This is a genomic window from Halobacteriovorax sp. GB3 (genome assembly GCF_028649655.1).
GTDB lineage: Bacteria > Bdellovibrionota > Bacteriovoracia > Bacteriovoracales > Bacteriovoracaceae > BSW11-IV.
The window spans coordinates 957,849-977,847 of the sequence record NZ_JAQSLN010000001.1 but is presented as its reverse complement, the minus strand read 5'-3'; the positions used below and the strand labels follow the sequence as shown (position 1 = coordinate 977,847).

Below are 19,999 nucleotides of genomic sequence, written 5' to 3'. Positions count from 1 at the left end.
TCAATCATCTGACCAGAGGATCTTTGGTCATCCCCCATTTATGAAAAAAAGCAGCTCAAATGAGCGCAGCGTGTATAGAACTAACACTCAGATAATCGTAAGATGTGTGTGTAAAATAAGCGAAAAATAAAGGCCTTAGGACTTAGTATATGAGAAGAAATGAAACGCTAAAAAATATTTTAACAAGTGAGCTTTTTTCAGCGAATGCTTACTTGGAAAGAGTTCTTCACGCACTCATTAGTTTCAAAGATTTTGGAACAAACGATGAGGTCCTTCGCGAATTAAACAAACTCCATTTTGACCTCAATGAGATTATTGAATCAAACGTTCTTAAGGATCAATTTATTGATAAGCTCTCACTGGAACTTAGCTCTAAAGAGATCACACAAGAACTTAAGGCCAATTACGAGTTTATGAATGCCCTTATTCAAATTAAAAAAGATGATAAGGCCACAGCAAAAGAAATCACAAATTACATAAATACAATCTACGCATACGCAAGAACATTCCATCTCATTTGCCAGGAACTTGCATATGTCGATATTGCACTTCCAAGACCAGCTCTTGCCAGTGCGATCAATATTGAAGATCTTCCAAAAGAGAAATTAGAAAAAGAAGTTGTTGAAAAAGAAGAATTCACGCCTTTTTCTCTCGGTCACCTCACACTTGTGCATTCAGATGATGAATTTGAAAGAGGCGAAGAAGAGTATATCGAGTTTGATGAGGATGATTATGAAGAGGGTGATTTTATTCCAACGAAAGTTCCCCTCTATCAATTAAGTGAAGAAGAAGTCTTTTTGAATTCTAAGAATAAATCTAAAGTTCTTGGACTTGGAGAGAAGAAAGAAGAAAAGTACGAAGATTTTGTTCAATTAGGTCATAAAGCCGTTTTTGGAAAAGATTACGAAAACGCTCTCTATAATTTCTATCAGGCAGCCGAAGTTCAAGAAACCGGTGAAATTTATACTTTAATTGCCTGGGTCTACACTCTTCAAGGTAAAAATGAATTAGCTAAAAGCCACTGCCTAAAGGCCATAAAAAAAGACCCTGACTATGGGCCTCCATACAATGACCTCGGCTCTCTTCTTCTTAACGAGGGTCACATTAAAGAAAGTTTAAAATGGTTTGAGCTTGCAAAGAAAGCTCCTAAATATCAAAATAGAGAATACCCTTATATAAATGCGGGTAGGGCCCATATGATGACAAAGAATATGGATCTCGCCATCACTGAGTTTGAAAAAGCAATTAAGCTTGCTCCTTTTAACGAGGATCTTAAAGCAACAATTGAACGAGTCAAACAGAGTTATCTAGAAAAAGAGATGACTGGTGATAAAGAAGATGAGAGCCTCTCTCGCCTTCTTGAAGATGATGACTCACATACATAGAAAAGGATAGAAAGTGATTCAAAGAGCTGAACTTGAAAAGTATCTCAATACTCTCTTACAACCAGAACTTTTCAATGATTATGGTCCAAATGGGCTACAAATCGAAGGGAAGCAAGAAATCAAAAAAATAGCTTTCTCCTTATCGGCCACTCGCCACTCTGTCGCTTGTGCCGTCAAAGAAAATGCCGACACCCTTATTTGCCATCACGGCCTTTTTTGGAATTTCCACGGAGTGAGAACTCTCACCGGGCCCTTTGCAAAAAGAGTTCTACCACTGGTTCGAAATGAGATCAATCTCTTTGGCTACCACTTACCTCTTGATGCTCAAATTGAGATGGGTAATGCGGCCACGATCGCCAAAGAATTAGGTCTTACTAACCTTGCTCCCTTTGGAGACCACAAAGGATCACCTACAGGTGTAAAGGGCGTTTTCAAATCGAAAATAAAAGCAAGTGATGTGAAAACGAAGCTTGAGAAAATTCTCAATCACAATGTCCTTCACGCAGTAAGTGATCAAAACGAAATTGAATCCATGGGAATCATTACGGGCGGTGCCAATAGTGGCTGGCAAGATGCTGCTTATGAAGGCCTTGATAGTTACTTAACGGGAGAGATGAGTGAACACGATTGGCATGAGAGTGCAGAGTCCGGTGTTCATATGTTTGCCGGCGGTCATAATGCAACAGAAGAACTTGGGATAAAAAATTTAATGAGCTATATTCAGGCCGAGTTTAGTGAACTTGAGTGCTTTTTTATTGAGCACAACAACCCGGCCTAAGATTCTAAGATTTTTTCTTCAAAGAGAGAACTAATTCAAATTCTGCAACTGGCTCATGCTCATCAATAGATGGGCAAGTTGCAATGATCTTAACGGGCATATTCTGACGTTCATCACTTGCGAGTACTTTTTCAACGAAAGCTGAGATTTCTTCACCTTGCTCACAATTAAAAAGAACATCCCCTTCGGCGCGCTTTAAAAACTTTGCATTAAATTCTTTGAAGGCCAAAGAGACCTTCTTTCCACTTTGCATAATGTGCTTCATGGCCGAAAGCCCACCGGCGGCATCTGCCCCACAGGCCAGAACACCAAAGTACATTGAGTTTAAATGGTTCTTTGTTCTTCTATTTAGTGGAATGAGAATAGAGCAACGCTTGTCGCTTAATTCAATAACCTTGGGCCTTAACCAAAATAAAAGAGGAACTTTTGTTAATCCAAAAAGACGGATGAGTGCAGTATCTCTATATTTAGCTGGAACCTTGTCTAAAACAGTATTGACGATATCTTTCAAAGAAAACTCCGGTTTAATTAACAGTTTGATCTATTATAACCTAAGACTTAGAGAGCTCAACCGATCTTTTAAAAGCGGCATCAATGGCCTTAGAAACGATCGATTCAAATTGATTTTCTTTAAATACTTCCAAGGCCTCATGGGTTACGCCTTTCTTAGAAGTCACATTATTTCGAAGCTCTAGTGGAGAATCGTTACTTTCTTTCATTAGTTTTGAAGCGCCATAGAACGTCTCGATAACCATATCCAGAGCAGTCTCTCTCTCAAGCCCCATAGACACGAGTTTCTCACTGAGTATTCTTGCAAATTCAAAAATATAAGCAGGGCCAGAGCCACTCACTCCTGTGATGACATCAATCATTTCTTCTTGATCAAAGACCTTGGCCATAGAAAAGCTTTCAAAAGACTTTTGGAAAAATGTCTTTTCATCAGTACTAAAAGACTCAGAAAAATAGAGTGCATTAACACCTGCACCAACAAGAACTGGTGTATTAGGCATAACTCTCAATACTTTTGATGGACCAAAGAGCTCTTGTAGCCTCTTAGTTTCAACTCCCGCTAAAACTGAAATAATAATGGCATCTTTTGAGATTTTATCTTTTAAATCTGTTGCGAGTTCTTGGACGTTTTGCGGCTTGCAACCAAGAAGGTAGATATCGCATGGTGGTAATTGTTCCAACGTCTCAACGAAAGTACCCTCTAGTTTTTGCGCTAAATCCTTGGCCCTCGTTTTTGAAGGAGTAAAAGTATAGTGATGAAAAGGAACATGATCTTTCCAACCCAAAGTAAGGGCACTTACCATTTTTCCACAGCCCAAAAGGGCCACTTTATATTCTTTCACTACACTCTCCTCTTTCTACTAATTTTCAAAATTCGTCTTTTATATATCTAGTTCTAATGGAGCTCCATGGCGCATAACATTGACTGCAAATGAGCGAACGCAAATATAACGAGAGGCAATTCGTTTGAAATCATCAACCGCTGGTCCATCAAAATGACTGTGCACCTTCTTCATATGCTTAGAATGTAGTTTTGAGTGAGCGAGAAGATCATTAACTTCTTGTACACGGGCAAGTGAACCATCAACAATAATCGTTTCTATATTTTCATTTTGAATAGCACGTTCAAGGTTTTCTTTATCACTAAGAAATACATCAAAATTGTGACGAGAAAGACCGCTTGCGAGACAGATATCCTGAATCCCCTTCCACCAAGCGTATGATTTATGGTTTCTTGAAACAACTGTCAGTCCAACACCTAAAGCTATTGCAGTAAGAGCATCAATGAATGTTAGAAGTTCTGGCCTATCATTATAGGAAACGAGAACAGCACCTTCTTGAGTCATCGTAAAGTCATTGTAAGAAAGCTGCCCAGGTATCTTCTTATTCTGATGATGCTTAGTAATGAACTCTTGCCCATTATTTCTTAGCCACTTATGAAAAGACTTCACGACATCTTTTTCTTGGCCGTAAATTCCCATAAAAATAGACTCGAAATTACTTTCAATTTCAACAATAGCGCTTAGAAAACGATTAAAACGACTATCGAGGGCCAACTTACTTTGCCTTGAAAGATCAAAATTATAATTAGAGTCCCCTTCTATCTCTTGCTCAACTGAGAGTCCAAGTGAAGGCCTTGAAACGTGAAAGCTTGGAAGATAACCCTTTCCGCCGGCCTTTGGCCCCGTTCCAGAGAGTTTAAACCCACCAAATGGCTCAATTCCAACACGGGCACCTGTAATAGTTCTATTGACATAGATATTTCCATTTTCCATCTTAGCACAAAGATAGTCGATATCATCTTGTGATTGAGAGAAAACTCCCCCCGTCAGGGCGTACTCTGTGGAGTTATAAACCTGCAGTGCTTGATCAAGTCCATCAACTCCAACGATATGAACCACTGGAGCGAAAAGTTCAATTTGAGAAAAACTATCCTTTGCTAGAGCTCTTGTAAAAGGAACCTCAAAAATTGCAGGTCCAACACAATAACCAGGAAGGTCTTCTTGAGTACGATCAATGACAACTTTACCACCAAGTTTAGTAACTTCTTCTGTGGCCTCAATAACTTGCCTTTGAACGCGCTCTTTATCTTCTTTAGTGATGAGAGGGTTTATTGAAGTTGAATAATTCCATGCTACACCAACTTCAATGTCGCTCGCTGCTTCTTTTAAACGAGCAATAAGCTTATCTTTAACAGAATTGTCTACAATCACTCTTGAACAGGCCGAACACTTCTGTCCAGCATGAGCGAAAGCGGAATAGAGAATTCCAGAAACCGTTTCATCCAATTCAGCGTTGGCCGTAACGATTGTCGCATTCTTTCCACCCATTTCAGTAATAATAGACACAGGATATGAAAGTTGATGAAGTTTGTTTTCATAGACTCTCGCTCTTGCCGCTTTTTCAATAATTTTCCCGACGGCCTTTGACCCAGTGAAAACAATAGAGCTAATTCTTTCATGGTGAATGAGTTCATTACCAACGATCTCACCAAGTCCAGGAAGGTGGATTAATACATTCTTTGGTACCCCAGCAAGATGGAGAATATTAACAAGCTCTTGAGCGATCAGCGGAGTTTGTTCTGCTGATTTTAAAATAACCGTATTACCGGCAACAAGAGAAGAAACGGCCATTCCACAAGGAATTGCCAAAGGGAAGTTCCATGGCGCGATAACGGCCGTGGCTCCACGAGAAAGAACTTCTTTTGAATGCTTATGATAACGCCCCTCTTCTCTAGCGTAGAAGTTTAAAAAATCGATAGCTTCATCGACATCGGCAAGAGATTCATCAAGGGCCTTACCGGCCTCATATGAAATCAGAGCACTAAGTTCATTACGTCTAGAAAGCATGATTTCACTGGCGCGAACAAGAGTGCTCGCTCTATGAATCCAGCTCGTCTTTGCCCATTCTCCGCTATTATAAGATTGATCAACGATCTCTACAGCTTTATTTGCATCTTCTTTTGTAGCAAACTGAATTTTACCTACACTAAGTGATGGATCGGAACTCGATAGGATTGAGACTTCTTCACCTGATACTTTAAAATCATTAGAATAGAATTGATCGAGTTGAGCTTTAAAATCTGACAGAGAATTTTCTAGCCAAACTCGTTGATCATCTAAATACGAGCGCAGTGGTGTGACGTTAAAAAATTGAGACGTTAACCCACTAACCGTTTGATCGTGCGTGAGTGTTCCATTTTTCTTGTTCTCGCTGTGCACTTGCTCTGGTGACTGAAGAGAGATATTCTTTTTATGAGAACGCATAATAGTAAGAACACCCACTTGTGATGAATTTTCCATTATACGTCTTACAAGGTAGGCCATTCCAACAAGAAGCGATCCAATTGGAACATAATTTCTTACAGGCCATCCCATTTTTGCCATAGCAGTAGAAAGCGCCTCATAAGTCATGTGTAAACATTGGTGCTCAATCGGAAGAGCATCTGGGTATAGCTCACTTCTTAAGGCCTCACTAAAGCAGTGGTCACTAAAGTTATGAGAAGCAATACATAGTTGAATATGAGGAGATGACTTGAAGATCTCAAAAATCATTTGTCTAAAATGAAGATCTGTCTCTTCTTTATTTAAAAACTCTGGAGCATTAAAATTGTGAGCGTCTGCTTCAACAGTTTCAGCATCCCAGTAAGCACCTTTAACAAGACGAATCGGCATTGTGTGACCACGTTCTTTGGCCAGCTCAACGATCTCTTTTAAATGAGTGTGTCCATCGCGAAGGTAGGCCTGAATAACAATACCTGTTGCCTTATAATCAGAAAGTTCTGGTGTCTCAAGTAGGACCTTTTTATAAACTTTAAAAACGATATCACGATAATCATAATGTTCAGCATCGATATTGATAAAGACATCTTCATCTTTAGCACAAAGTAGAATTTTTTTAAGTCTTGGTGCGACTAGCTTATAAGTATAATCAAAACTCTGTGGTTTAAAATCAGAACAAAGTGCGCTTACTTTAATTGACACGTGAGCGCGATTGACTCCAGCAGAGTTCTTATCACCTTTTTTAACATGTAAAGAGAAGCCTTTAATAAGTTTAATCACTTCATTGCAATAGTGATCAGCTTCTTTCTCAGAGACAACAAGCTCCCCTAGCTGATCGAGTGTAACATCTCTTCCAGTTAAAGCGAGTTCCTTAATGGACTTCTCGGCCGTCTCAATTGTTTCTCCAGCAATAAAACGCTTGGCCATTAAACGAACAGAAAAGCGAACAAACTGCGCGAGTGGTTTTGAAGGAATTAATTTAAAGAAAATAAACTTAAAATATACGGCGATAATATAGCTTGAAGGTAGTGCCTTTTCCTGACCTTTCTTTTTAAGTCTTTTCGCTTTTTTAGAGTCTTTGATTAAGCGGCGAAGAGATTCAAGAAGAATTCTTTTGACTTCTACTCCCTGAGTATCGTGATCAAGTGATGGAAGAATCGCCAAGAACTTCAGCATGTGAACTCGAAGAAGTGCATAATTGGCCGTTAAGTTTAAACCAAAATCAGAAATTTTCTCAAAAAGACTCGGAGAATAACTATTAACTTTAACTAAAAGAGCTTCAATAAGCCCGCCTGCCTTCGACTCAACTTTAGCTAAACCTAGCTCGGATGTTGCCTTAGAATCAAGCAGATCGACAAGTCCTTCGACATGAGTTACTTGCTCATAAACACTTGGAAAATCTTTTAGGCTTAAGCTTGCGATTTTTTCTGCGTGTTTTTTATATTCACGAAAGATCTCATCATTTGAGAGGTCACCTTCGAAAGAGCTTAGCGTTTGCTTTCCTTGAATAAGAAACATTTCACTATTAAGGCGAGATGAGGCAACTCTTATAACCTTTTCTTCAAAGAAATAGGCACAAAGTAAACTCACACCATAAAAATTTAGTTGAACTCGAAAGTCGCTAAATTCACTGTTAATATATTGTTTTAATTTGTCACTAGCTAGTGACTTTAATTGGTCATTTTCAGCTAAAAGTGGTGAGAAGTTTTCATTAACAATGACTTCCCAATTCGTTTGATCAAGTTTGAAAGTATTTAACTTCATTCCTACCGAATTCATATTGCGGTTCCCTTCCCCTTAATCCCACGTTTTATAAACGTGAGTTCGATAAAAAATAAGAACTAATTTCTACCCCAAATAGAGAATTACGACCAGAAAACTTTTGAAAAAAAACGTCTTACCCCCTAAAATAAAAGAACTCTTACTCAACACTGGAATTGATTGTGGATCATAGAAAGGGACACATTTTACTGATAGAAGACGACTTATCGATTGGTGATTTAACAAAATCAATTCTCGAAAGACTTTCCTTCGATTGCACTCTCGTGCAAAGCTTAAAAGAAGGAGTAGACCTTCTGCAGCAAAATACGTACAATGTAATTATCTGCGACTATTACCTCAGTGATGCAACCGCGCGCGAGATGATTGAACTCATCGACAATGAAAACATCAAAACGCCGATTATCATTGCTACAGGTGATTGTGATATTGAGATCGAAGAGAGTAGAACACGTCGCATTATAAGAAAGCCTTTTCGATCAAAAACCCTAACCCAAATCATTGAGGAGATTCTTAGCTAGTGAAGTCCCTATGCCTTATGCTTTTTGCATTTCTTTGTTTCTCATCACTAAGCTTAGCTCAATCTGGAGTTTATTCACAGCTCTACACAATCGAAGATCTTAAGATTTTAGCCGATCAAAAGAACTACAAAGAATTCATTCAACACGCAAAAGATATACGCCCTAGTAAAAGAGATAAAGCATGGCGTGAAATGCTCACGAACATGGCAAATGAAATGGCCCTTGATTCTATCAAAAAGGGAATCTATACAAAAGAGACTTTCGACAAGCTCTTTCACCTGGCCACATGGCCAACACTCAAAGATGATGTCTTCTTTCGTGAGAGAAGAATTAAATACGGACTCAATTTTCTTAAGAATTGTCAGATTGATAATTTAAACTCTAAAGAATCAAAGACGGCCTGTCTTAAGAGAGCAAAACTCATTTGGGCAAGATCAAACCAAGATGCGGAACTTGCATTTAAACTGGCAAAACAAGTTCTTCTTTTTGAGCCAGAAGCTGATCTCAATGAATATGTCCAAGTCATCGCTCACTCAAAAGTCTCAGAGTTCTACTGTGATAAAGACTTCATCGGCCATCAGCTGATTCAAACTCTTCGCAGTCAGATTAAAATGACGACCAAACCTGATAGCGTAAAAAAAATTGTCGATTCGACTATGAATGAGCAATGCTTTAGTAAAGTGAAACAATCTCTTGTTCCTCTTTTAACAACACATACGCGCTCGCTTAGTATTTTTAGCTATCAGATCCTAAGTGCTAAAAAGAGTCTTTCCAAAAATACCTCTGATCTCTTTTTGATGAAATTCGTTCTCGATGGTCCCGTTAACGGTGACATCTTTAATCAAGCGTGGAATATGATCAATAAGATTGGCTCTGATTATGATCGAAGAATGAGCCTTCTAACAGCTCTAAAGGAGCTCGACCCTCTTCCTGGTAAATTATTTCAAGGGCCAGACAAAGAAAGGGTTGCAATTATTCTCACTCATTTAACTAAGAATTTTCCAGAGTACACAGATCACTTTGCAAGAACGTGTCTCAATTTTCTAAATGGGATTGGAAGTTATCCGACAGGAAACCCGACAGTAGAATGCCCAGAGCTATTTGATATAGCAAAGAACAGACCTTGGGTTGAACAAGGTCTGCAAATGCGATATTCATCGATTAAAAAATAATTAGAGTTCTTTTTTCCACTCAACAACAAGACCTTGCTCACCTAGGCGTTTGTCAGTCTTGTGGTAACCGTGGCTTTCATTGAGAGAGTACTGACGAAAGTTGTCGATACGACAGTAGTTATAGATGCTACTAGCACCTTTTTCTTTAGCAAGTCCTTCAATAAAGTCTTTGATCTTATGAGAGAATCCACTTCCCTGATGATCAATTTTGATAGAAGTGTGCTTTGTGAGCATCTTTACTCCGTCTTTTTTTACAAAAAGAGCTGCGACAACTTCATGATCGATATTGGCCGAATAGAGTTCCCAGCCATCTTTTACTTCTGCCTTGATCTCATCTAAGTTCCAGTGAAAGTCTGGGCTATCAGAGAAAGCATCCGTATTATAATCATAGATTTTTTTATAATCTTGTTCGTTTTTAGCTTTAACAAAAGCGAGTTTCATAGCAATCCTTCGCTAGGGTTTTAAACAATATTATAGCCGATTTTCTTAAAAACTACAGTGTAGAAATGTAGGCAGAAAGGTCGGCAAAATCACTTTCACTTAAGTTTTTAATGAAAGGGAACATTGCTGGGTTCTTTCTCTCTTTAGATTTGAACATGTTTAGTTGAGTTAAAAGATACCAATCGTGCTGTCCACCAATACGTGGAGCTTTCATTGCAGGATTTCCTTCACCGCTTTGACCGTGACAAGAAATACAAGCTTTATAGAGTTTTTGTCCATTTGTCGCATCAGCAGCAAAAGTAACAGAACTTAGAAGCGATATCATTAAAACAAGAGTTTTCATTGTTGAACCTCAAAAAAAGAAAAACTATAAATATTGGATTTAATTACTATAATACTATCAAAAAATTACACTATTGAGCAACCCAATTTAACTTTTGCCGCGAACTTGTTTGAAAAATTAATCTCTGCATAGCAGCACAAAATGGAGATAGCCACTGCTCAGCTTGTTCTTGGCAAACCTCAAGGGCCACTTGGTCATCGTGAAAAGCAACCAATTCAAAGTAAAGTTCTCCTTTAAACTTGTTAAATTCACCAATCCAGGCATCAATAATTTTTACTTTGTCCGCGAGACGCAAATCATCGAATCTTTGAATCCTGGATAGATCAGATAAAAAGATATCGGCCATAAAGCGGTCTTTGAGATAGTCAAACCATTCAAGATAGTCTTGGGCCTCATTCATATCGAAGGCCACCTCGATATTTGTATCACGCAAGAAACTCTCAAGTTCTCTCAAGGATATTTGCGATAATCTCTGAAAACTATGATTCTCCATGATCTGAGCGAGGCTTAGAGCAAAAAGCTTTTTGATTTTATCTTCTGAGCGATAGATCGATATACATTGAAATGCACCCTCTTTCCAAAAACATTGAAAAGAGAAGTCGTCTTCATTCCAGCATAACGCATCACTTTCATGGGCGACATCCAAGTCTTTATTGATTAAATCCAGTGCTTTTTTTGAAGAAATCTTCATATATATACCTTATTTTTTTGTTATAATTAACTTAACTCTAAGGGCAAGTTATGGAAAAAGAAACGTTTTTACAACTGATAAAAGACTATAGCGAAATTACTCTCGTAGGCCCAATGCCCTTCAGTGAGGCCATTGAGAGAGATGAGCCCATCATTTATGTGGATGGCGGTCTCAATCACAGAATTGATGATTCTCACCCTCACCTTAGCCTTGGTGATAATGATTCCAATATTACAGATCAAAAGCTTGATATTCTCCTAGAGAGAGACAAAGACTTCTCTGACCTTAGCTACGCTCTTGATTTAATTCCTTTTAATATAGAAATCGTCACCCTTTTAGGATTTATAGGAGGGAGAAAGGATCATGAATTTCTAAATTTTGGGGCCATTTACAATTTTCTAGAAAAAAGAGACGAACCCTGCCTTGTTTTTATCGATGATGAATTTATTGCGCATTCGCCAGGAGATTTTATCCTTGAGCATCACGGCCTTTTTTCGCTGATCACATTCGATGACCAAGAAATTACTCTTGAAGGTGACTGTAAATACAAACTAGAGTCCCCTACACTTATAAGAAAACTCTCCTCACGCCCTCTTTCAAACCAGGCCAGCGGCTCTATTCATATTCAATCGCAAAAACCACTTTTTATTTATCTACAGGACTCCTAATTTTGTATTGAAAAAGGGTTTAGGGGTTGTCTAAAATTCAACTTTAACATTAATTTTATTAAGGAAGAAAAATGAAAACATGGCCAGTGCTCTTAGTAGCTCTTACTCTCTTCAGTTCTTGTTCGTTATTAGATAAATCAAAAGTCCACGACCAAATGGTTAACGATCTCATGACCAATGGTATGCCATTAAAAATCGAAGATCTCAAATCAAAACTCGTAACAAAGCTCTCTGACAATTCATTTAACATGGATGGGAAGCTCGTTATGGTTTCATCCAACTCTATGCCTTCTAAATATGAAGAAAAGACAGTTGAAGCCTTTAGAGATGGTTTTTATTACAAAAAGAAAATCTATATCTCAACACCTGATTTTGGATTCGATCTCTTCACTTCATCTAAAGATGAGCTTCTTTCAAAATTATCAAAGAATAAAGTACACATTCTCATTGATAAAAAAGATCACTTTCTTATCGTAAAAGATAATCGTGTCTACGAAGGAAAGGCCATCAATAAAAACAATAGCTCATTGAATGTTTATCGTATTACAAGATATATTCGAGGATATAACGTTGATCTGAATTGGATTGGCCTTTTAAAAGGAAAATTTCCATTTTCCGTTGAAGAGGGTCCTGTTCTTTTCGAAGAATCTTTTAAGAAGTACAAAGTGATCGAAAGATCAGAAATACTTTCGACTTACTTTAGGGTCTTACCTGAAAAAGCAAATAAAGAAGAAGAGCAGCTACTTAAGGCCCTTTAATCAAGGGCCTGTGCAGGTAGATACATTTTCTCGTGGGCCTTGTTCTTTTCAATAAGTTCTTTTGAAAGCAATTGAAAACGATAAGAGCCCTCGATGAAGCGATCTTTTTGGTTTTCATAATATGGTGATTTAGGATGACCAGAAACACCAAGAGGTAAGATGCCAAAAGATTTATTGGAGTTGGAAAAATCAATCAATCGCCTTGTAGAAGGTCCACTTGTAGGGTTATGCTCAGTTTTACAACCAACCCTTCTGTTGTGATTAATCGAGTTCATGCCACCATTAATGGCCACGGGACCAATATTAAAAAGATATTTAAGTGGCCCAATAACACCAAGAGGATGTGGATAAGTAAGCTTGTGTAACTGACCCCAATGCCAAGAGCTAACATCTCTGCCCAACTCTCTTTCTAGCTTAGAAATCGACTTTTTGAAAATTCTCTTAAGTGCAAATGTCCTCGTTTCAACTTCTTTTGTATCTTTAAAGTCCCATAGTGGAAACTTCTCATTTCGGATCACTCGCTGAAAGAAATGCCACTGGGCCTGAGTTTTACAATAAGTGATGTAATCTTCTTTAGAAACTTCATCTAAAATCATCTCATTGATATCCATAGCAAATTGATGAAAGATCGTTGCACCAACAGAGTCAACCTCACTTTTTCCATCCCACTTTTTCAATAGTTTTAAAGCAAGCCCTTCGTTTTCTTGAAACTTAAAAACAGAGAGCGCCTCTATAAGCTCATCACGATCTTTAAGGCTGAGAAGATCAAAGGTTGATGTTTGAACTTGTCTTAGAGATTCGATTGTCCAATCATCACGTTGATCGAGAAGATGAGAGATCGTATCGTGTCGATTATTAACTTGCCACCATCCGCGAATTCTTTCACGATCAGTATTAGCAATTCGATTATTAGCAGAAACAATGACTCCCGATTTAGGATTGATTGTAAAAGGCTTTTGATCAAAATCTAAAAGACCAATATAATCATCTTGGGAACTCGTGCCATCAAAAACGAAATCATTTTGTAAGTTCTTTTTTCTAAGTGGGATTTGTCCAAAGAGAAAGTGTGCAATATTTCCAAAGGAATCACCATAAAGAACATTGAGCCCAGGGCTTGCTCCAAAGTCTGTTGCCTTTTGAAACTCTTCCATATTCTTAGCATGATTCATGCGATAAAAAGCTTCTACAGGGCGATTTACATCATTTAAAAATAGCCATTTCAAAGAAAGATTCTCACCCAAGACCTCGTTTAAAAGCGGTCCATTTCTCGTTTCCTTCACTGAAAGAACGACATCTTTGCCCGCACGCACGCGAATGAGCTCCTCCCGAGATTTTAAATCGAACCATTTTCCATCATAAAGATATCGATTATCTTTTATTTCTTCTTTGTACAAGTCCATATCATCAATATATGACATTGTAAGACCCCATCCATAATGATGATTATGCCCAAGAGCAGGGAAAGGAAGAAGCGGTAAGAAGTGGCCATACATTTCATAAAGAGGCGACTCATCTTTATTATGACTTTCTAAAACCAGGTGGGCCTCATACCAAATACCAGGGTTTGAAAAACTTATATGGGGATCACTTGCTAGGATGGCATTATTAAATTTTGTCTTCCTTGGTCCAAGCACCCATGCATTACTTCCTTCAAAGGGAGCAAAGTAATCCTCAATAATCGTCGCTACTTTTTCATAGACCTTTGAATCTAAATTTAAACTAACAATCTTCTCACTTTTACTTGGCTCAACGCGAAGCTGATCAACAATCTCTTTACCAAGAGTCTTTTCCCATTTCGTAAAAAGTGGATCTTGTTGAAAAGCAACAGAGAACCCATAGGCCATATAACCAACAAATCCATAGGCATCAGCGACAGAAAATGGTTGTGGTTTATAGCCAAGAATTTGAAACTCAAGTGGCAACTTATCTTCTTTAATAAACTGATTGACCCCTTCAAAAAAAGACTTCATGGCCTCGACCATTTCAGGATTCAGTTTCTGTGCTTTCAATTTTTCTTCAAAGAAATATCTTGAGCCAAGAGTTCTAAAAAGCTTATCAACCTTTAATGTCTTTTTACCCAATATTTCGCTTAATCGACCTGCTCCAACGCGTCTAACGATGTCCATTTGAAAAAGGCGATCAGAAGCGACTGTCTGCCCTAGAGCAAAGTAGAGATCGTGATTACTCTTTGCGTAGATATGGGGGATCCCCTCGCTGTCGCGAACAACACGCGTTGGAAAATTTAAGACCTTTGAAACCACTACGCCGTCATAATCTGGCCTAGAAGCATAGACTCCTTGGTAATACTTCCAAGAGATGAGAGAGATGAAAAAAATAAAAAAGAGCGCACCTATATACTTAAAGTATTTCATGAATTTTCCAATTATATCTTTTATTTATTTGCGATAACTTTTAATATAGTCTCATGACAAAAACAAGGCCTCAACAACAAACACGATCAACGCTCTTAGATTTATGGCGGTCCGTGGCCATTTTCCTCATGGTATTCTTTCACTTCTTCTTTGATCTCGATGTCTTTCAATATGTTCAAATAGATTTTGAAAGAGACCTATTTTGGTGGTTTCTTCCTAGAATCATTGTTTTTCTCTTTTTAACGGCCGTTGGAGTTTCCTTGGCCATTGTTCATCACAAGGGGTTTCAGCCTTCGAAGTTTTGGCCTAGATTCTTTCAAATCTCTGGTTTCGCTGTGGCCATTAGTGCTATGACTTATTTTATGTTTCCAAGAAACTGGATCTACTTTGGAACTCTCCACTGTATTGCCATAAGCTCACTTGCGGGCCTTTTCTTTGTCAATAAACCTAAGCTCTCGCTTGCGCTAGGACTTATTTTGCTCGTCCCTTCGTTTTTTGGATACTCGTTCCCTTGGTTTATCATGGAGCACAAGTCAATGGACTACATTCCCTTTTTCCCGTGGTTTGGTTGGGTACTTATGGGAATTTATGCCTTTCATCAAAATTGGCATATGAAGTTCTCTCCAAATTTTTCTCAACATAAAGTGATTCGCTTTATGGGGGCCCACTCCTTGGCTATTTACGTCCTGCATCAACCAATTATGTACGGGGCAATCTACGGATTTTATTTAATTTCTAAAAGCTAAAGGTCAATTTTTTGTAAACTCTTGCCCCCTTGATGGAAATCATCTCAAAGCGAGTTGAAGGCCTTAGTCAGTCGTGATAGAAGGTTGTTATCCCATTATTATCGCTAAGGTTTATATGAAGTTTGAAAAGCTCTATCAAAAGCTCGAAAGAACATTTGGAAGCATGAAGTTTGCTGTTGTTGTCATTGTTCTTTTCACTATTGGAATGATTATTGGTACATTTCTTGAAAGTTACTACGGTACTGACTTTGCTGGACGTGTTATTTATAAAAGCACACCATTTATGCTTCTTCAGTTCTTCATGTTTCTAAGTATTATATGTGCTGCTTTCATTCGTTTACCTATCAAGAAAAGACTCTACGGTTTTTATGTGATCCACACAGGACTTGTCATTATAGGCTGTGGTTCTTTTATCACTTGGTATGCTGGAATCGATGGAACAATTTCTCTAGATCCAAACTCACCTGCTCGCCATGTCTTTTTACAAGAAGACGTTTTTAAAATTCACTACCAAGACGAGGGAAAACAAGTCACTTATAAACTTCCCTACACGGCTTTTGCCACTAATATTAATGAGCAATACAAAGGAATCACACTAAAAGAATATGTTCCTTTTGCCGATAGAAAGCTCTCTTGGGAGAAAGAAAAGAATAAATACAAAAGTGAAATTCGCCACTCTTCAAGTTATTTTCTCTACAACGAAAATGTCTCTCAAGACTTCATTCTCTCTCTTCACCCAGAAGCTCAGGACTTCGAAGCGACGATGAGTATGGGTCTTATGAATATTCACTACCTACCAGCACCACTTGCAAAGTGTTTCCCTCTAGAATCAAAATCAAAGTTGATCGTGTGGGATGCTAAAGACAGACAGTGTTTTACACCTGAACAAAAAAATATTGAAATTCAAAAAACTGACAATGACGTTCGCTTTTTTGCTTTTAAAAACACGGCCGGAAGAGTGATTTCATTCTTTCCAGACATGTCGCCATGGGCCTTTGATGAGCAAATCAAGCCGATGAAAAATGCTCAGTATCGCGTCTTTTCTAAAAAACTCTTTGAAGATAAGGCCCACCTCTTTCTCTTTGGAACAAAGGCCGCTTACTTTGACAAATACTTAGATACTCCAGGCTGGGTAATGCAGGAATTTGGTTCGAATAAATCAATCAAGCTGCCTTGGATGGATTTTACATTGGAGCTTGTTAAGCACGATGATGAACTGGTTCCGGTTTATCTTCCTGAAAAAACTCTTCCTATTCAAAAAAGCAATCAGATGATCAAAGGAGATCTTCGCGCTCTTAAAATCAATGTAAGAGGAACAGACTACTGGGTTACAAGTGAGAGACCTCTTCGCCTTTTAATCGATGGCAAGGACACGTTATTTACTGTTCAAAAAGAAACTCTTCGCTTACCGTTTGAATTGGTTCTTACAAAATTTAAAATGGATAAGGACCCAGGGACAAATAATCCTGCCAGTTACGAATCCTTTGTTAGTCTCTTTACAAAAGATGGCCCAGTAAAAAGCCATATCTATATGAATAACCCACTTAAGTATGCTGGCTTCACATTTTATCAAGCCTCCTACTCTCAAAACCCAGAAACAGGTCAATACAGTTCAACACTTAGTGTGAATGTTGATCAAGGACGTTTCTTAAAGTACTTGGGTTCACTTCTTCTGGTCTTAGGGGCCACTTGGCATTACATGATCACAAGAAGAAGAGTTAAGTTGAAAAATGCAAAGGCGCTCTTTGAAGCGCAACAGGCCTAGAGGAGTCCTACAAATGAAAAGACTAAGTTCAATCATCGTCCTTGTCGCACTAAGCTTTGCTTTTAATGCTCAAGCAGACTACACAGGTGATACTTATTTTTGTTCAAACAAAACACTTGGAAAACTTCCTGTACAACAGGGAGGACGAGTAAAACCACTAAAAGTCCATGCAAAAGAGACGATTAAACACCTAACGGGAAAATCAAGCGTCGATGGGCTTAATTCTCTTACAGCTTATTGCCTAATCTCTCTACAGGGTCTCGGACTTAAAAACACACTCGATCCCAAAGCTCCTATCGAGCACGTAGAAACGAGAAAACTTTTAGGTCTCTCTGAGGATCATAAAAGAGAGTCTCTCTCTAAGCTTGTTTCTGAGTTCCCTAGAATTCGTGCGACTTGGCAAAAAATCAAAGAAGAAAGTAGCTATAAAAAAGATCTTAACAAGCTTCTAAGTCGAATCAATCTTTACGCCGAACTTCGTGATGGACAAAATTGGTTGATGCCAGAAATCACACCTGAAAAAGATGTTAACTGGATTCCCCTTTCAAGCTTTCTAAAAGAAGATAAAGTTATTGCAGCAAAAAGTGTCTCTTCTACACCTTTTGTTCACGTTTTAATTGAAGCAAAGAAAGAATATATTAAAGCTAAAGACGATAACTTCTTAATCGAATTTACCTTCTCAAATTTACACCTCTCTTATGTTTCACTCTTACTTAGTCTACTAGGGCTTGCTGCCTTAACGCTATTTAAAAACTTCAATGTTGCTCTTGGACTAAGTGTTATTACAGTCCTTGCTCAAACAGCACTGATTACTTTTAGAGTTATGATTTCAGGAAGGGCCCCTATTACAAATATGTATGAGACCGTTCTCTTTTCTGGATACGGTGCTCTAGTTCTCTCATTGATCATCGGTCACTACAGAAAAGAGAAGACATTCGTTTACATGGGTCTTGCCTATAATGTTTGTACACTGTTTATGCTCAATTTTGCCGATGGAATGCTAAGTGAGAGTATCTCTCCCCTTGTTCCGGTACTAAGAGACAACTTTTGGCTATCGACACACGTTACAACAATTATTCTCTCTTATGGAGCACTCGCACTAAGCTGGATTCTAGGAAATACAGTTCTCATTAAAAAGAGATTTATGGGACTTTCTAAAGAAGAATCAAAGTATTACTCAGACTTAATTTATACGACTCTTAAGTATGGAACAGTATTACTTGCTGCAGGAATCATTCTCGGTGGTGTTTGGGCCGATTATTCTTGGGGGCGCTTTTGGGGTTGGGACCCGAAAGAGACTTGGTCGCTCATTGTCCTGTGTCTCTACATGGCCATTCTTCATGGAAAGTATACAAATTGGATTCCAGAGAGAAGGTTTATTCCTCTGACAACAGCTAGTTTCATGAGTGTCATGATGGCATGGTTTGGAGTTAACTATATTCTCGCATCGGGGCTTCACTCGTACGGATTCTCAGAAGGTGGAGCTATTTTCCTTGGAACTTTCTTTGCTATTCAAACGGCCGTTCTGATCGTGACAGGGATTGACTTTAATTCAGAAAAAACAGCATAAGCACCTATTATTACAGGGATCATTTTTTAGACGATCCCTGTAATCCTTTCAATCATCACCCTAATTTCCCTTTTATCAGATAAATTAGCCTTGTTTTAATAACGAGGAAAAACCGTGAAAAAGAATTTTCTTTTATCGAGCCTTCTACTTTTACAACTCCTTGGCTGTGGTAAGAATGACCAAACCAATGAGGAGCTTCTCCAAAGTGATGAGGGCATCAATAAAGTACAATTTCACAGTAGTTGCATCATCTGGGATCGAGATGATCGCTTGCTCGTTAACGACCCATCATGGAGAACTAAAAAAGAGAGTGAAATTAATAAAAATGCAACGGCCCAGATGATCTTCAATGGCTCGTTGACTAAAATGGATGATGAACTCTTTTTTAGGCCTGGCCTTTCATTAAGAATCAAAGAAAAATATAATTTATGCGAAGATGAGAAGTTTGCAAACGCTCAAAGTGTTGGAACGTGTAGCGGGGTTCTAGTTACTCCCAATATCATTCTAACGGCCGGTCATTGCATGAAATATGATGATTACACACTCGAGCAAAATTGCCGTGATTTCTCATGGTCATTTGATAATGAAGAAGGAATCTCCATTAAAGAGGAAAACCTCTATGCTTGTAAGAAGGTTCTCTATCATCACACTGACAGAGAAAAAGGCATAGACATGGCCCTCGTTCAATTAGAGCGTCCAGTTCTAGATAGAAGTCCAATTAGACTTGAAGACGATATGTCTCTTGTTAACCCATCGACTCCAATTGAGATGATTGGACACCCATTTGGGATGCAAAAAACGGTCACGACTGATTACGGAATCTATCGCTCCACTGTTAGGAAGAATACACTTTACTACTATCTTGATACTCTTCCGGGGAATTCTGGCTCACCAATATTTAATAAGAAAACAAACAAGCTCATTGCCATTCATACACAAGGGGCTAAAAACATTTTTAAGAAGGATGAAAAGAACAATTGTAACCGTCTTAGAAAGTGTCAGTACCAAAATCCTGAACAAGGCTGCCACCGTTCTCGAGGACTCAGTGTCCAGTTCATTAAAGAAAGCCTTTCTAAATACCTAAACACCTGTAAATAAAAACAAAAAACATTTTTACGCGCAAGGTCTGTAAGGGAGAATTAGAACTATTCCCTAGACCATCTCTGTAAGATTTGCTGAAATAGATGACCACACACACGCAAACAAGGAGAGATCCCTG

17 protein-coding genes are annotated in these 19,999 nt (G+C 38.4%); 10 read left to right on the top strand and 7 right to left on the bottom strand.

Features of this window, described 5'->3' with window-relative positions; genetic code table 11:
- Positions 1-149 precede the first annotated feature (149 nt).
- Together HBN50_RS04640 and HBN50_RS04635 are read left to right on the top strand one after the other, a co-directional pair.
- The gene (locus HBN50_RS04640) at positions 150-1,385 is read left to right on the top strand and encodes a hypothetical protein (RefSeq protein ID WP_273868311.1); all 1,236 of its coding nucleotides are present in this window, start codon (positions 150-152) and stop codon (positions 1,383-1,385) included.
- A 13-nt stretch (positions 1,386-1,398) separates the two neighbouring features.
- Positions 1,399-2,163: a Nif3-like dinuclear metal center hexameric protein gene (locus HBN50_RS04635; RefSeq protein ID WP_273868310.1), complete on the top strand. Its 765-nt coding sequence runs from the start codon at positions 1,399-1,401 to the stop codon at positions 2,161-2,163.
- 4 nt (positions 2,164-2,167) lie between these two features.
- Here the strand turns inward: HBN50_RS04635 and HBN50_RS04630 are convergent, their stop codons facing one another.
- From HBN50_RS04630 to HBN50_RS04620, 3 genes are read right to left on the bottom strand one after another with little or no spacing between them, the layout of a single operon-like run.
- Positions 2,168-2,665 (bottom strand): PaaI family thioesterase, encoded by a 498-nt coding sequence (locus HBN50_RS04630; protein ID WP_443135163.1) that lies wholly within the window; start codon positions 2,663-2,665, stop codon positions 2,168-2,170.
- 49 nt (positions 2,666-2,714) lie between these two features.
- A complete protein-coding gene (gene proC / locus HBN50_RS04625; RefSeq protein WP_273868308.1) occupies positions 2,715-3,515 on the bottom strand; it encodes a pyrroline-5-carboxylate reductase in 801 nt (266 codons plus the stop codon).
- A 39-nt stretch (positions 3,516-3,554) separates the two neighbouring features.
- Positions 3,555-7,733 carry a proline dehydrogenase family protein gene (locus tag HBN50_RS04620; protein WP_273868306.1) on the bottom strand — a complete coding sequence of 1,393 codons (4,179 nt, stop codon included), beginning with the start codon at positions 7,731-7,733 and terminating at the stop codon, positions 3,555-3,557.
- 164 nt (positions 7,734-7,897) lie between these two features.
- On the opposite strand from HBN50_RS04620, the gene HBN50_RS04615 reads away from it, so the two are divergent.
- Positions 7,898-8,254 (top strand): response regulator, encoded by a 357-nt coding sequence (locus HBN50_RS04615; RefSeq protein ID WP_273868305.1) that lies wholly within the window; start codon positions 7,898-7,900, stop codon positions 8,252-8,254.
- Positions 8,254-9,426, top strand: a complete 1,173-nt coding sequence (locus HBN50_RS04610) for a hypothetical protein (RefSeq protein WP_273868304.1) — start codon at positions 8,254-8,256, stop codon at positions 9,424-9,426. Before HBN50_RS04615 ends, HBN50_RS04610 begins: the two co-directional genes overlap by 1 nt.
- Here HBN50_RS04610 and HBN50_RS04605 read toward each other — a convergent pair whose 3' ends face one another.
- The 3 genes from HBN50_RS04605 to HBN50_RS04595 all read right to left on the bottom strand — a co-directional run bounded on the left by HBN50_RS04605 (position 9,427) and on the right by HBN50_RS04595 (position 10,901).
- Positions 9,427-9,867: a hypothetical protein gene (locus HBN50_RS04605; protein ID WP_273868303.1), complete on the bottom strand. Its 441-nt coding sequence runs from the start codon at positions 9,865-9,867 to the stop codon at positions 9,427-9,429.
- A 52-nt stretch (positions 9,868-9,919) separates the two neighbouring features.
- The gene (locus HBN50_RS04600) at positions 9,920-10,210 is read right to left on the bottom strand and encodes a c-type cytochrome (protein WP_273868302.1); all 291 of its coding nucleotides are present in this window, start codon (positions 10,208-10,210) and stop codon (positions 9,920-9,922) included.
- 70 nt (positions 10,211-10,280) lie between these two features.
- Complete coding sequence (locus tag HBN50_RS04595; RefSeq protein ID WP_273868300.1) at positions 10,281-10,901, bottom strand: hypothetical protein; 621 nt, start codon at positions 10,899-10,901, stop codon at positions 10,281-10,283.
- 50 nt (positions 10,902-10,951) lie between these two features.
- On the opposite strand from HBN50_RS04595, the gene HBN50_RS04590 reads away from it, so the two are divergent.
- Together HBN50_RS04590 and HBN50_RS04585 are read left to right on the top strand one after the other, a co-directional pair.
- Positions 10,952-11,569: a hypothetical protein gene (locus HBN50_RS04590; protein ID WP_273868299.1), complete on the top strand. Its 618-nt coding sequence runs from the start codon at positions 10,952-10,954 to the stop codon at positions 11,567-11,569.
- A gap of 71 nt (positions 11,570-11,640) precedes the next feature.
- On the top strand, positions 11,641-12,327 hold the full coding sequence (locus HBN50_RS04585; RefSeq protein WP_273868298.1) for a hypothetical protein: 687 nt from the start codon (positions 11,641-11,643) through the stop codon (positions 12,325-12,327).
- Here HBN50_RS04585 and HBN50_RS04580 read toward each other — a convergent pair.
- A complete protein-coding gene (locus HBN50_RS04580) occupies positions 12,324-14,699 on the bottom strand; it encodes a penicillin acylase family protein (RefSeq protein ID WP_273868297.1) in 2,376 nt (791 codons plus the stop codon). The genes HBN50_RS04585 and HBN50_RS04580 overlap by 4 nt on opposite strands.
- 53 nt (positions 14,700-14,752) lie before the next feature.
- Between HBN50_RS04580 and HBN50_RS04575 the strand changes: the two genes are divergently transcribed.
- From HBN50_RS04575 to HBN50_RS04560, 4 genes are all read left to right on the top strand, one after another.
- A complete protein-coding gene (locus HBN50_RS04575) occupies positions 14,753-15,445 on the top strand; it encodes a heparan-alpha-glucosaminide N-acetyltransferase (RefSeq protein WP_273868296.1) in 693 nt (230 codons plus the stop codon).
- A 115-nt stretch (positions 15,446-15,560) separates the two neighbouring features.
- Positions 15,561-17,210, top strand: coding sequence for a cytochrome c biogenesis protein ResB (locus HBN50_RS04570; RefSeq protein WP_273868295.1), 1,650 nt, complete (start codon positions 15,561-15,563; stop codon positions 17,208-17,210).
- 13 nt (positions 17,211-17,223) lie between these two features.
- On the top strand, positions 17,224-18,780 hold the full coding sequence (locus HBN50_RS04565) for a cytochrome c biogenesis protein (protein WP_273868294.1): 1,557 nt from the start codon (positions 17,224-17,226) through the stop codon (positions 18,778-18,780).
- Between the two features lie 114 nt (positions 18,781-18,894).
- On the top strand, positions 18,895-19,878 hold the full coding sequence (locus tag HBN50_RS04560; RefSeq protein WP_273868293.1) for a trypsin-like serine peptidase: 984 nt from the start codon (positions 18,895-18,897) through the stop codon (positions 19,876-19,878).
- The last annotated feature ends 121 nt before the right edge of the window (positions 19,879-19,999 follow it).

Bases quoted from the DNA above. Each gene is read 5' to 3' on its own strand.
- HBN50_RS04640 (WP_273868311.1), top strand. From the start codon at position 150: ATGAGAAGAAATGAAACGCTAAAAAATATTTTAACAAGTGAGCTTTTT.
- HBN50_RS04620 (WP_273868306.1), bottom strand. From the start codon at position 7,733: ATGAATTCGGTAGGAATGAAGTTAAATACTTTCAAACTTGATCAAACG.
- HBN50_RS04605 (WP_273868303.1), bottom strand. From the start codon at position 9,867: ATGAAACTCGCTTTTGTTAAAGCTAAAAACGAACAAGATTATAAAAAA.
- HBN50_RS04600 (WP_273868302.1), bottom strand. From the start codon at position 10,210: ATGAAAACTCTTGTTTTAATGATATCGCTTCTAAGTTCTGTTACTTTT.
- HBN50_RS04595 (WP_273868300.1), bottom strand. From the start codon at position 10,901: ATGAAGATTTCTTCAAAAAAAGCACTGGATTTAATCAATAAAGACTTG.
- HBN50_RS04590 (WP_273868299.1), top strand. From the start codon at position 10,952: ATGGAAAAAGAAACGTTTTTACAACTGATAAAAGACTATAGCGAAATT.
- HBN50_RS04585 (WP_273868298.1), top strand. From the start codon at position 11,641: ATGAAAACATGGCCAGTGCTCTTAGTAGCTCTTACTCTCTTCAGTTCT.
- HBN50_RS04580 (WP_273868297.1), bottom strand. From the start codon at position 14,699: ATGAAATACTTTAAGTATATAGGTGCGCTCTTTTTTATTTTTTTCATC.
- HBN50_RS04575 (WP_273868296.1), top strand. From the start codon at position 14,753: ATGACAAAAACAAGGCCTCAACAACAAACACGATCAACGCTCTTAGAT.
- HBN50_RS04570 (WP_273868295.1), top strand. From the start codon at position 15,561: ATGAAGTTTGAAAAGCTCTATCAAAAGCTCGAAAGAACATTTGGAAGC.
- HBN50_RS04565 (WP_273868294.1), top strand. From the start codon at position 17,224: ATGAAAAGACTAAGTTCAATCATCGTCCTTGTCGCACTAAGCTTTGCT.